Raw genomic sequence first — 12,550 nt, 5'->3', positions numbered from 1 at the left:
GATTTAACTTACCCGTGTCTGTAGAGACACGGGTTTTTAAATTCTTTTTTAGGTAATAGAAAAGGAGAGGTGTGTTTACGAAGAGAAAGGATGAAGATATTGTCACATAAAAGAACTGGAGAAATACTTACTGATTTAATGGAACAGTGGGAAATCGATCATATCTACGGCATGCCCGGTGACTCGATAAATGAATTCATTGACGATCTCCGGAAAAAAGAAGAACAGATTAAATTTTTACAGATTCGCCATGAGGAAACCGGTGCACTGGCTGCCAGCGCCTATGCAAAATTGACCGGAAAAATTGGTGCATGCTTATCAATAGCTGGGCCTGGAGCAATTCATCTGCTGAATGGATTATATGATGCAAAAGAGGATGGTGTCCCATTACTAGCAATTGTCGGTCAAGTTTCTAGCAATGCGGTAGGAACAGATGCATTTCAAGAGATAAATCTGGAAAGGTTATTTGAAGATGTTGCTGTTTTTAATCAGGCAGCAGTTTCCGCAGAGCAGCTTCCAGATTTGTTTAATATGGCAGTAAGGGCTGCCTATGCCAAAAAAGGTCCAGCTGTAATAATTGTACCGGATGATTTATTTGCTGAAAAGCAAAAAAGTGAGCCTTCACTAACTGCTGTCGGCTATAATCAACCAATGATTATGCCGGAAGAGACTACGATATCGGCTGCATTGGAACTGATAAACAACGCAGAGAAACCGGTTATTTTGGCAGGGAAAGGCTGTGTAAAAAGTGGAAATGAACTAGCTGAATTTGCAGATAAAATTAAGGCTCCTATTGTTTTAAGCTTGCTTGGAAAAGGAATCATTCCGGATTATCATGAACTGAATCTCGGGCAGCACGGGCAAATCGGAACGAAACCGGCATACCAGGCTGTAATGGATTCTGATTTATTACTGTTGATTGGCACCACGTTTCCATACAGGGAATTCCTGCCTGATAATACAAAAGCTATACAAATAGAAATTGACCCTAGTAAAATTGGCAATTTCTATCCTGTTATAGAAGGTCTCTGCGGTGATGCATCCAAGATTCTGCCTAAACTAACATCACTAGTTGCAAAGAAAAAAGATTCCAAATCCTTAAATAAATATCAGGAAAAGATGAAAAAATGGCATATTGAAATGAAAAGGATTAAAGAAGAGATTGCAAATCCAATACAGGCACCGCAATTAATGAATGAGCTGGGAAATGTCGTAGACAAAAGCGCAATCATATCATGTGACGTTGGAAATGTGACCGTTTGGACTGTTCGATTCTTTCCATTTATCAGTCAGCAATTTATCGCATCTGGAAGGCTTGCAACGATGGGGTTTGGTTTGCCAGGGGCAATCGCCTCACAGGTTGCCTATCCGGAAAGGCAGGTTGTAGCTATCTGTGGTGATGGTGGGTTTGCAATGGGGATGCAAGACTTCGTGACAGCAGTAAAATACGATCTGCCTATTAAAGTCGTTGTCTTGAATAACAGTAAAATAGGAATGATTAAATACGAGCAAGAAGAAATGGGACATTTAAATTATAAGACAGATATGCAGGATATTGATTTTGCAGCATTTGCGAAAGCAAGCGGCGGTGAAGGGTATCGAATTGAAAAACAAGAAGACCTAGAAAATTCTCTGAAGCAGGCATTTATGTCCGATAAGCCTGCGGTAATTGATGTTGCTATTGAAGATATGGCACCATTGCCCGGCAGAATAACCTATGATCAAGCAATAAAATACAGTGAATATTTAATAAAGGAATTTTTTACAAATAATAAGCTGGATTTCCCGGATATGGGAAGAGCGGCAAAACGGTTACTATAAAACATGGTTTTAAGGTAATAATTACTCATTTAGTTCGCATTTGATGTAAACTGCGAACTAAAACTGTATTGAAAGCACATTAGAAGTGTTTTACAGGAAAAACTAAGATGAAAAGTGTTAAAAAAGGTCACATAGAAGCGTTAAACAGTAATACATTTCATTCGCACACTCATCAAGGTTATGAGTTTACGAATGCAGGAGAAAACTATTCATTCGTTAACTCATCAAGGTTATGAGTGCTCGAATGCAGGAAAAAACTATTCATTCGTTAACTCATCAAGGTTATGAGTGCTCGAATGCAGGAGAAAACTATTCATTCGTTAACTTGTCAAGGTTATGAGTGCTCGAATGTAGGAAAAAACTATTTATTCGTACACTCATCAAGGGTATGAGTGCACGAATTCGGGAGGAAACTATTCATTCGTACACTCATCAAGGGTATAAGTGCTCGAATGCGGGAGGAAACTATTCATTCGTACACTCATCAAGGGTATGAGTGCTCGAATGCAGGAAAAAACTATTCATTCGTAAAGTCATTGAAGTTATGAGGGACAAATCAAGATGATATGCGTAGAGAAGGTCACAAAGACGCTGGGATTTCAGCAGATGCTTTTCCTGCATTGGTAGTTCCATTACTATTTAAAGTTAGTTCGCACTTTATAGAAACTGCGCACAGTATAAAATTAGTTCTTTATTTGTATCGATAGGCAAATAGCTTAAATAAAAAAGAAATCGGCTGATTCACCGATTTCTTTTTTATTTATTATTATACTTCCATAATGATTGGCAATACCATAGGTCTGCGCTTTGTCTTGTCGTAAAGGAATGGAGCAATTGTATCTGTAATTTCATTTTTAATTTCAGACCACTGCGTAGTCTTTCTTTCCATTACTTTATTTAAATGTGCTGCCACAAGCTTCTGTGCCTCATTTATTAAGTCTTCAGATTCTCTCATATAAACAAATCCACGGGAGATAATATCAGGTCCTGAAGCAATTTTAAATTCTTTCATATTAATACTTACTACAACTATTACGAGGCCTTCTTCTGATAATATCCTGCGGTCACGAAGAACAATATTTCCAATGTCACCAATACCGCTGCCGTCAACATAGATGGCTCCTGACGGGATTTTCCCCGCAATTGTGGCATTATCTTTGCCAAGTGCCAATACATCTCCATTATCCAATACAAAGGAATGGTCTGGATCAACATCGCAGGCATCAGCGAGCTTCACATGCTCTTTAAGCATTCTGTATTCCCCGTGAATCGGCATAAAGAACTTAGGTTTAATAAGTCTCAGCATGAGTTTTTGTTCTTCTTGGCTGCCATGACCGGAGGTGTGAATATTACTTAGTTTGCCGTGAATAACATCAGCACCTGCTCGATATAGTTTGTTGATTGTTCTGCCGACACTTACTGTATTTCCAGGGATTGGGGAGGAGGAAAATACAACAGTATCGCCAGGGATAATTTGAATTTGTCTGTGTGTACCATTTGCTATTCGGGAAAGTGCAGCCATTGACTCACCTTGGGAACCGGTACATAGGATTGTTACTTCCTGTGCAGGCAGACGGTTAATCTGATTGGCATCAATAAATGTTTCTTTTGGTGCCTGTATATAACCCAGCTCCTGTCCAAGATTGATCGCTGACTCCATACTTCGGCCAAATACAGCTACTTTTCGGTTATGCTTGACTGCATTTTCTACAACTTGCTGCAGCCTGTAAATATTAGAGGCAAATGTTGCAAAAATTAATCGTCCATTCGCCCGGGAAAAAATATCATTAATAGTTCCCCCGACAATTTTTTCTGACATAGTAAACCCGGGTACCTCACTGTTTGTACTGTCTGAAAGTAAGCAAAGTACGCCTTCTTTACCAATTTCAGCCATTTTTGTCAGATTAGCTGGTTCACCGACAGGGGTGAAGTCGAATTTGAAATCTCCTGTATGAACAATATTTCCTGGTGGTGTTTTTACCACAATACCATAGGCATCAGGGATACTGTGTGTTGTTCGGAAAAAACTGACAGAGGTTTTGCGGAATTTAATAACATCATCTTCTTGAATCGTATTCAATTTAGCACTTCTTAGTAATCCATGCTCGTCCAATTTGTTTCTGATTAATCCAATCGCAAGTTTACCAGCATATATCGGTATATTAATTTCACGCAGCAGGAAAGGAATTCCTCCTATGTGGTCTTCGTGTCCATGTGTAATGAATAATCCTTTAATTTTATCCTGGTTTTGTACAAGGTAGGTGTAATCCGGAATAACATAATCAATTCCGAGTAATTCATCTTCCGGAAACTTAATTCCGGCATCGATTAAGATGATTTCATCCTGAAATTGGATTCCATACGTATTTTTTCCAATTTCACCAAGTCCACCGAGTGCAAAAACCGCTGCCTGATCATTTTTTACAAATTTCATTGGTTATGCATTCTCCATTTCAAAATGATCAGATTGCTTTTCATATTCCAGGTGTGCTTCGTCCAATTCATGGATGTACTCGATGTTATACTCGCGATCACTGATTTTCTTTCTTACTTCACGTACGGAATCTGCCTCAACATAAACACTGTTTGTGCGTTCACGGACAGGCACTTCATTCCGATTCTCTTGATATAAAACTTTAAAAATCATTTCATCTCTCCTATCATTTCTATATATCGTGATTTTTTTCCATTGCTTAAAAAGCTATGCTCTATAAGGGAACATTAACTCTTAAAAGCGTTTGATTCAATTGTTATTTAGATTCCGCTCTATATAACTGTTCATGTGTTTCCATAGCATGCTTTAAAATTCTATGGTACCCTGATTGTGATTGGTTACATCAATGGTAGTCTTTTTTACAAGTTGTAGGTACACGTCCTTGGCCTAAAAAGTCTTTCCAGCGTTTTTTTAGCTTTTCTTTTAGGCGTTTTAACATGAGGACACACATCTCCTTTCACAAGTTTCAAGAAAAGCAACAAAAACGTTCTACCGATCCAATCCCTCTTAATTTATATTATAGTACGATTTGAGGAATATTGAAATAAAAATCCATTATTTGTATGAAAAAGATAAATTTATGAACGTTTCTATTTATGATAAACTTATTTTTTGCGAATGAGGAGATTCTTATTCATTCACGAAATTCACCAGACTTAAGGAGCCTAGAATATAATGAACAGAAAAATAGTTTTTTTTGATATTGATGGAACTATTCTAAATGAAAAAAAACAAATTCCCGCATCTGCAAAGCAAGCTATCACAAAATTGCAGGAAAATGGCGCATATGTTGCGATAGCAACAGGGAGAGCACCGTTTATGTTTGAAACTATCAGGAAGGAATTAGGAATTGAATCATATGTCAGCTATAATGGTCAGTATGTTGTTTTTGAGGGAGAAGTAGTCTACAACAACCCATTAGGGCAAGAGGAACTCACTAAACTTTATCAGCAATCGTCCGAAAACAATTTTCCGATGGTATTTATGACGGAAGACCATATGTGGGCATCTGTAGCTGATCACCCTTACATCACGGAAAGCTTCGGGAGCTTGAAATTTAACTATCCAAAGGTTAATCCCAATCTTAAAAATGACAATAAGATTTACCAGGCTTTATTGTTTTGTGAAAAAGAGAGCGAAGAGAAAATTGCAGCCCAGCATAATTCGTTTCGTTTTGTCCGCTGGCATGATCTATCATGCGATGTTCTGCCTGGCGGCGGTTCAAAGGCCGTCGGTGTAGAAAAACTGATTGAAGCAAGTGGCCTTAACATTACTGATTCCTTTGCTTTTGGAGATGGATTAAATGATATGGAGATGATAGAGGAAGTAGGAACAGGGATTGCAATGGGTAATGCCGTATCCGAATTAAAATCCATTGCTGATTATGTAACAGACGATGTCGGCAATGATGGTATTCTAAAAGGACTAAAACATTTAAAACTAATATAAAAAAAGAATGTCCCTCTGAATTTTATTTTTCGGAGGGACATTCTTTGTTCTTAACTAATCGGTTTTGCATTATCAGGGACAGCAAATGGATTTTCATTATTGATATGATCATAAAACATAATTCCATTCAGATGATCAATTTCGTGCTGGAACACAATAGCAGCATATCCTTTTAAACGTAATTTCAGAGGATTTCCTTCCAAGTCTGTAGCTTTCAACGTAATGCGTGCATGTCTTGGAACATAACCTTCTACATTTCGGTCAACAGAAAGACATCCTTCTCCGCCGGCTAAATATGACTGTTCTACTGAGTGGCTGACTATTTTCGGGTTAACAAGGCCGTAGCTGTATAGCTTACCGTTTAAATCCTCAAAATGTATAGCAACTAACCGCTTTTCAACTCCCAGCTGTGGTGCAGCAAGTCCGACACCCGCCCGCAGTTTATGTTCTTTAGCAATTTCTTCGTCTTGGCTGTTTTTTAAAAAAGTAATCATATCCTGTAATAGTGTTTTATCATCTACGTGTAAAGGCACATCAACTTCTTTGGCGACCTTCACCAGCGAAGGGTGTCCTTCACGAACGATGTCTTTCATAGTTATCATGCAAAATCACTCCTGTGAAAATTTTTCCTTAAAAATAAAGAATGTATTATCGCTAAACGGGCTTTACACTTTTGTTTCTTCAACTTTTTCCGTCAATTTAATATTTTATCATATCTGAGGTATATTAATCATAAATTTGCAACAGGTCATTGTAAAACTTTAAAATAGTATATCATGAGTTATATATAATTATGTTATACTTGGAAACACATATTAATTGCAGCAATGAATAAGGAGGGTAAGCAGTATGTCATCAAAGAAAATATTATTCCTGCTGGTTATAGGCCTCTTAACTGTATTATCTGCATGCAGTGGAGAATCAACACAAGAAAAAATACATAATCATCTGGAAGAGGCAGTTGCATTAGAGCAGGATTTTGAAGACGTCCAAAGCGAAATCACGGAACTGGAAAAACAAGAACAGGAATTATATAGTCAAATTATAGATCTGGGAATGGATGATTTTGATAAAATTAAAGAACTTTCTGAAAAAGCGGTTGATATAATTGATGAGCGCTCTGATAAGATTTCAAAAGAAAAAGATAGCATTGAGGCATCTAAGGAAGAATTTAATAAAATCCAGGATCTGATAGAAAACCTTGAAGATGAAGAGCTAAAAGGCAAAGTTCAGAGTATGTATGATGTAATGGAAGGCCGTTATCAGGCATACAACACACTTAATAACGCTTACTCAGAATCATTAAATTTGGAAAAAGAACTTTATACGATGCTGCAGCAGGAGGATTTGCAGCAGGAAGATCTGAGTGATCAAATAAATAAGATTAATGAAAGCTATGAGCAGATTCTAAAAGCGAATGATCAATTTAATGAGGCTACAGTAGAATATAATGCATTGAAAAAAGAGTTTTATGAACAGGCAGGTATTGATGTAACCTATGAAGAAAATCCATCTGCCAGCAGTACAGAAGAAAAAGAATAAACCAGCATAAGCGGATATACTAAAGGACTGAATCGTCTCGATTCGGTCTTTTTTTATGCAATTATAATTTTTATACGCAAAAAAATAATACAGATATAATATTCGAGTATAACAGATAATGTTTATCTGATTAATTGCTGCTACAGGAACAAAAACCTGATTCAAAATGTAAATAAAACCAAACAAAGTGATTGACCATGATGTGTAAATGAGATACTATTTAACTGAAGTTGATAATTGTACCAGTAAAATCGAATATTCTTATGTAACAGATTTAAAAGCAATCAGAAATTCTGATTAGCGAGAAATAAAAAAGGGTACAAGAATAAGAGGAAAATGGTACAGATTTTTTCTCACTTTTGGGCAGGCTAGGAAAGACAATATTAAAAAGGATACAAAGAAAGGAAGAGGTGAACTATTTTGAAACACGTACTTAAGAGTGTTGAAAGTCAGTTCGAAATGTTCCAGATTCTTGATGAAGATGGAAAAATTGTCAATAAAGATGATATGCCGGATTTATCGGATGAGGATTTAAAAGAGCTAATGCGCCGTATGGTGTATACTCGCATCCTTGATCAGCGTTCCATTGCTCTGAATCGTCAGGGCCGCTTAGGATTCTATGCTCCGACTGCAGGTCAGGAAGCATCTCAATTAGGAAGTCAGTTCGCACTTGACCAAGATGATTTTATTCTGCCAGGATATCGTGATGTTCCACAGTTGATATGGCAAGGTCTTCCATTATACCAGGCATTTTTATTCTCAAGAGGACATTTCCATGGGAATCAGATGCCTGAGAATGTACATGCCTTAAGCCCGCAAATTATTATTGGTGCTCAATATGTACAAGCAGCTGGTGTTGCTTTAGGAATGAAAAAACGCGGCAAGAAAACAGTTGCGATAACTTATACAGGAGATGGCGGTACGTCACAAGGTGACTTCTATGAAGGAATTAATTTTGCAGGTGCTTACCAGGCTCCGGCGATTTTTATCGTTCAAAATAACCGCTTTGCTATATCTGTACCTGTTGAAAAACAAACAAATGCAAAAACACTTGCACAAAAATCGGTTGCAGCAGGAATAGAAGGAATTCAAGTTGACGGGATGGACGTTTTGGCTGTTTATGCAGCAACAAAAGATGCCCGTGAACGTGCAATAAATGGAGAAGGCCCTACACTTATTGAAACAATGACCTATCGTTACGGGCCACATACGATGGCTGGTGATGATCCAACAAGATATCGTACAGATGACCTTGATTCAGAATGGGAAAAGAAAGATCCTCTTGTTCGTTTCCGTAAATTCCTGGAAGATAAAAAACTATGGTCAGAAGACGAAGAGAATAAAGTAATTGAAGAGGCAAAAGATGATATCAAAAAAGCAATAAAAGAAGCTGACCAGTATCCAAAACAAAAGGTTACTGATCTTATTGAAAATATGTTTGAGGAACTTCCATCCAACTTACAAGAACAAATGGAAGAATACAAAGAAAAGGAGTCGAAGTAAATCATGGCACAAATGACAATGATTCAGGCAATCACTGATGCAATGCGCACAGAGCTTAAAAATGACGAAAATGTGCTTGTGTTTGGTGAAGATGTTGGTCAAAATGGTGGTGTATTCCGTGCAACTGAAGGTTTGCAGGATGAGTTCGGTGAAGATCGTGTATTTGATACACCATTAGCTGAATCCGGAATCGGCGGACTTTCCATTGGTTTAGCAACACAAGACTATCGTCCGGTTCCAGAAATTCAGTTCTTCGGCTTCGTTTATGAAGTGATGGATTCAATCAGTGGGCAAATGGCGCGTATGCGATACCGTTCCGGCGGGACTCAGACAATGCCAATTACTATTCGTTCACCGTTTGGTGGTGGTGTACACACACCAGAACTGCACGCAGATTCACTGGAAGGATTAATTGCACAACAACCAGGGATTAAAGTTGTAATTCCTTCAACTCCATATGATGCAAAGGGACTTTTAATTCAATCTATTCGTGACAATGATCCTGTAGTATTTCTGGAACATATGAAGCTATACCGTTCATTCCGTGGAGAAGTACCTGAGGAAGAATATACAATTGAACTTGGAAAAGCTGAAGTGAAACGTGAAGGTAAAGATGTAACTCTGATTGCTTATGGCGCGATGGTTCACGCTTCCCTAAAAGCAGCAGAAGAGCTTGAAAAAGATGGCATTGATGCAGAGGTAATCGACCTGCGTACTGTTTCACCAATTGATATTGATACAATTATTGAATCTGTTAAGAAAACAAATCATGTCGTTGTTGTACAGGAAGCGCAGCGCCAGGCAGGTATTGCTGCAAATATCGTAGCTGAGATTCAGGAAAGAGCAATCTTGCATCTGGAAGCACCAGTACTAAGAGTAGCTGCACCAGATACGGTTTATGCATTTTCTGAAGCAGAAGAAATATGGCTTCCAAATCACAAGGATATTATTGAAAAAGTCAACACAGTTATGAACTTTTAAAATTGAGATAGGAGGTAGTAATTATGGCATATGTATTTAAACTGCCGGATATCGGTGAAGGCATTCACGAAGGTGAAATCGTAAAATGGTTCGTTAAAGAAGGCGATGAAGTTAAAGAAGATGACGAGCTGTGTGAAGTCCAGAACGATAAAGCGGTTGTTGAAATACCTTCTCCGGTAGAAGGTACAGTTAAAAAGATTCATGTTGAAGAAGGCACTGTTGCAATCGTGGGTGATTCATTAATTACATTTGATGCAGAAGGCTATGAATCAGCTGAAGATGACTCATCTGAAGAAGAACCTTCAAAAGAAGAACCTTCAAAAGAAGAACCTTCAAAAGAAGAGCCTAAAGAAGAAAAACAAACTACTGAAAAAACCGACAAAACGGATGAATCAGGATCAGATGATAAACGGGTTATTGCGATGCCATCTGTAAGAAAATATGCTCGTGATAATGATGTTAAAATACAGGATGTTACTGGTTCTGGTAAAAATGGCCGTATTTTAAAAGAAGATATTGAAAGCTTCCTAAGTGGTGATCAGAAAGCTGAAACACCAGCTGAAGAGACAAAGCAGGATACAGCTAAAGAGGAAACAAAAGTTCCTGCAGCACCTAAAGGTGAATATCCAGAAACTCGTGAGAAAATGAGTGGAATCCGTAAAGCGATTGCTAAAGCAATGGTTAATTCTAAAACAAAAGCACCACATGTTACGTTAATGGATGATATTGATGTGACAGAACTTGTTGCACACCGTAAGAAATTTAAAGCTGTGGCAGCTGAGCAAGAAGTTAAACTCACTTATTTACCGTATGTTGTTAAGGCACTCGTATCAGCATCCAAGAAATTCCCTATATTGAATGCTGCAGTCGATGATGAAACAAACGAGATTGTTCAGAAACACTACTATAATGTTGGTATTGCTGCAGACACAGACAAAGGTCTGCTGGTACCAGTTCTTAAAGACGCCGATCGTAAATCCATTTTTGCAATTTCAGCTGAAATCAATGAATTGGCAGAAAAGGCTCGAAGTGGTAAACTTACTTCTGAAGAGATGAGTGGTGCTTCCAATACAATTACAAATATTGGTTCTGCTGGCGGACAATGGTTTACACCAGTTCTTAACTACCCTGAAGCAGTTATTTTGGGAATTGGCAGAATTGCAGAAAAACCAATTGTCCGTGATGGGGAAATTGTAATCGCACCAGTACTCGCATTATCAATGAGTTTTGACCATCGTATTGTTGATGGAGCTACAGCACAACTGGCTCTGAATCAAATTAAGCGATTGTTGAACGATCCACAATTAATTATGATGGAGGCGTAGATTATGGTAGTAGGAGATTTTCCAATTGAAGTAGATACGTTGGTTGTTGGAGCCGGTCCTGGCGGTTATGTTGCCGCCATCCGTGCTGCACAGTTAGGCCAAAAAGTAACGATCGTTGATAAAGGCACACTAGGCGGTGTCTGCCTCAACGTGGGTTGTATTCCTTCAAAAGCACTAATCCAGGCCGGACATATGGCTCAAAATGCTTTTGGAAGTGAAGAACTGGGAATTAAAACGGAAAACGTTACCGTTGATTTCTCAAAAGTTCAGGAATGGAAAGGCAGTGTCGTTAAGAAGCTGACTTCCGGAGTTGAAGGACTTCTAAAAGGAAATAAAGTAGATATTTTAAATGGCGAAGTATATTTTGTTGATAAGAACACAGCAAAAGTTATGGATGAGAAGAATTCACAAACATATACATTCAATAACTGTATTATTGCAACAGGTTCATCACCAATTGAAATCCCGAGCTTTAAATTCTCTGATCGAGTATTAGATTCTACCGGTGCTTTAAACTTAAAAGAAATTCCAAAGAAACTTGTTGTAATCGGTGGTGGATATGTTGGAACAGAATTAGGTTCTGCATATGCAAACTTTGGTTCAGAAGTTACCATTTTAGAAGGCGCTAAGGACATTCTTGGCGGATTCGAAAAACAAATGACTCAAGTGGTTAAAAAACATCTGAAGAAAAAAGGTGCAACCATCGTTACAGAAGCTATGGCTAAGGGTGTCGAAGAATCCAAAGACGGTGTGAAAGTATCCTATGAAGCAAAAGGCAAAGAAGAAACCATTGAAGCGGATTATGTACTGGTTACAGTCGGACGCCGTCCAAATACAGAAGAAATTGGACTGGAACAAGTAGGTATTGAAATGGGTGAAAGAGGTCTGGTTAAGGTAGATGACCAATGCCGCACAAGTGTAGATAACATTTATGCAATTGGTGATATTGTTGCAGGACCAGCACTTGCTCATAAAGCTTCTTATGAAGGTAAAATAGCAGCTGAAGCGATTAGTGGTGAAAAATCAGTTGTTGATTATGTTGCTATCCCTGCAGTTGCATTTACAGACCCTGAACTGGCCACTGTTGGATATAATGAAAAAGATGCAAAGGATGCAGGATATAAAGTAAAAGCTGCTAAATTCCCATTTGCAGCAAATGGCCGCGCACTATCATTAAATAATAGTGATGGATTCCTGAAATTAATCACTCGTGAAGATGATGGACTTGTTATTGGTGCGCAAATTGCAGGACCAAATGCAAGTGACATGATTGCTGAAATTGGTTTGGCAATTGAAGCAGGAATGACTGCAGAGGATATTGCACTTACTATTCATGCACATCCAACATTAGGAGAAATTACAATGGAAGCTGCTGAAGTAGCGTTAGGCACTCCTATTCATATGATGAAATAATTGAAGCTAGCTTGATGAGGCT

At 38.2% G+C, this 12,550-nt stretch carries 10 protein-coding genes; 7 read left to right on the top strand and 3 right to left on the bottom strand.

Going from position 1 to position 12,550, the window contains the following annotated elements:
• Positions 1-99: 99 nt before the first annotated feature.
• The gene (locus tag CIL03_RS04790; protein WP_094884061.1) at positions 100-1,821 is read left to right on the top strand and encodes a pyruvate oxidase; all 1,722 of its coding nucleotides are present in this window, start codon (positions 100-102) and stop codon (positions 1,819-1,821) included.
• Positions 1,822-2,587: 766 nt separating this feature from the next.
• Here the strand turns inward: CIL03_RS04790 and rnjA are convergent.
• Both rnjA and CIL03_RS04780 read right to left on the bottom strand, forming a co-directional pair.
• Positions 2,588-4,255 carry a ribonuclease J1 gene (rnjA, locus tag CIL03_RS04785; protein ID WP_094884060.1) on the bottom strand — a complete coding sequence of 556 codons (1,668 nt, stop codon included), beginning with the start codon at positions 4,253-4,255 and terminating at the stop codon, positions 2,588-2,590.
• 3 nt (positions 4,256-4,258) lie between these two features.
• Positions 4,259-4,468: a DNA-dependent RNA polymerase subunit epsilon gene (locus CIL03_RS04780; protein WP_094884059.1), complete on the bottom strand. Its 210-nt coding sequence runs from the start codon at positions 4,466-4,468 to the stop codon at positions 4,259-4,261.
• A 522-nt stretch (positions 4,469-4,990) separates the two neighbouring features.
• Here CIL03_RS04780 and CIL03_RS04775 point away from each other — a divergent pair.
• Entirely contained in the window at positions 4,991-5,764 is a 774-nt protein-coding gene (locus CIL03_RS04775; RefSeq protein ID WP_094884058.1) for a Cof-type HAD-IIB family hydrolase, read from the top strand.
• Between the two features lie 50 nt (positions 5,765-5,814).
• Here CIL03_RS04775 and def read toward each other — a convergent pair whose 3' ends face one another.
• Entirely contained in the window at positions 5,815-6,366 is a 552-nt protein-coding gene (gene def, locus CIL03_RS04770; RefSeq protein ID WP_094884057.1) for a peptide deformylase, read from the bottom strand.
• A gap of 247 nt (positions 6,367-6,613) precedes the next feature.
• On the opposite strand from def, the gene CIL03_RS04765 reads away from it, so the two are divergent.
• The 5 genes from CIL03_RS04765 to lpdA all read left to right on the top strand — a co-directional run bounded on the left by CIL03_RS04765 (position 6,614) and on the right by lpdA (position 12,528).
• Positions 6,614-7,306, top strand: coding sequence for a YkyA family protein (locus tag CIL03_RS04765; RefSeq protein ID WP_094884056.1), 693 nt, complete (start codon positions 6,614-6,616; stop codon positions 7,304-7,306).
• Between the two features lie 459 nt (positions 7,307-7,765).
• Positions 7,766-8,809, top strand: a complete 1,044-nt coding sequence (gene pdhA / locus CIL03_RS04760) for a pyruvate dehydrogenase (acetyl-transferring) E1 component subunit alpha (RefSeq protein WP_240508005.1) — start codon at positions 7,766-7,768, stop codon at positions 8,807-8,809.
• Positions 8,810-8,812: 3 nt separating this feature from the next.
• A complete protein-coding gene (locus CIL03_RS04755) occupies positions 8,813-9,790 on the top strand; it encodes an alpha-ketoacid dehydrogenase subunit beta (protein ID WP_094884054.1) in 978 nt (325 codons plus the stop codon).
• Positions 9,791-9,813: 23 nt separating this feature from the next.
• Positions 9,814-11,115: a dihydrolipoamide acetyltransferase family protein gene (locus CIL03_RS04750; RefSeq protein ID WP_094884053.1), complete on the top strand. Its 1,302-nt coding sequence runs from the start codon at positions 9,814-9,816 to the stop codon at positions 11,113-11,115.
• Between the two features lie 3 nt (positions 11,116-11,118).
• Positions 11,119-12,528 carry a dihydrolipoyl dehydrogenase gene (lpdA, locus tag CIL03_RS04745; RefSeq protein WP_094884052.1) on the top strand — a complete coding sequence of 470 codons (1,410 nt, stop codon included), beginning with the start codon at positions 11,119-11,121 and terminating at the stop codon, positions 12,526-12,528.
• Positions 12,529-12,550: the final 22 nt, after the last annotated feature.

This window comes from Virgibacillus indicus (genome assembly GCF_002266285.1).
Taxonomy (GTDB): Bacteria; Bacillota; Bacilli; order Bacillales; family Amphibacillaceae; genus Virgibacillus_K; species Virgibacillus_K indicus.
This window is presented reverse-complemented; position numbering and strand designations above follow the sequence as displayed.

What these genes read in the sequence shown, in the direction of transcription:
- rnjA (WP_094884060.1), bottom strand. Translation starts at nt 4,255, where the DNA reads ATGAAATTTGTAAAAAATGATCAGGCAGCGGTTTTTGCACTCGGTGGA.
- CIL03_RS04780 (WP_094884059.1), bottom strand. Translation starts at nt 4,468, where the DNA reads ATGATTTTTAAAGTTTTATATCAAGAGAATCGGAATGAAGTGCCTGTC.
- CIL03_RS04775 (WP_094884058.1), top strand. Translation starts at nt 4,991, where the DNA reads ATGAACAGAAAAATAGTTTTTTTTGATATTGATGGAACTATTCTAAAT.
- def (WP_094884057.1), bottom strand. Translation starts at nt 6,366, where the DNA reads ATGATAACTATGAAAGACATCGTTCGTGAAGGACACCCTTCGCTGGTG.
- CIL03_RS04765 (WP_094884056.1), top strand. Translation starts at nt 6,614, where the DNA reads ATGTCATCAAAGAAAATATTATTCCTGCTGGTTATAGGCCTCTTAACT.
- pdhA (WP_240508005.1), top strand. Translation starts at nt 7,766, where the DNA reads ATGTTCCAGATTCTTGATGAAGATGGAAAAATTGTCAATAAAGATGAT.
- CIL03_RS04755 (WP_094884054.1), top strand. Translation starts at nt 8,813, where the DNA reads ATGGCACAAATGACAATGATTCAGGCAATCACTGATGCAATGCGCACA.
- CIL03_RS04750 (WP_094884053.1), top strand. Translation starts at nt 9,814, where the DNA reads ATGGCATATGTATTTAAACTGCCGGATATCGGTGAAGGCATTCACGAA.
- lpdA (WP_094884052.1), top strand. Translation starts at nt 11,119, where the DNA reads ATGGTAGTAGGAGATTTTCCAATTGAAGTAGATACGTTGGTTGTTGGA.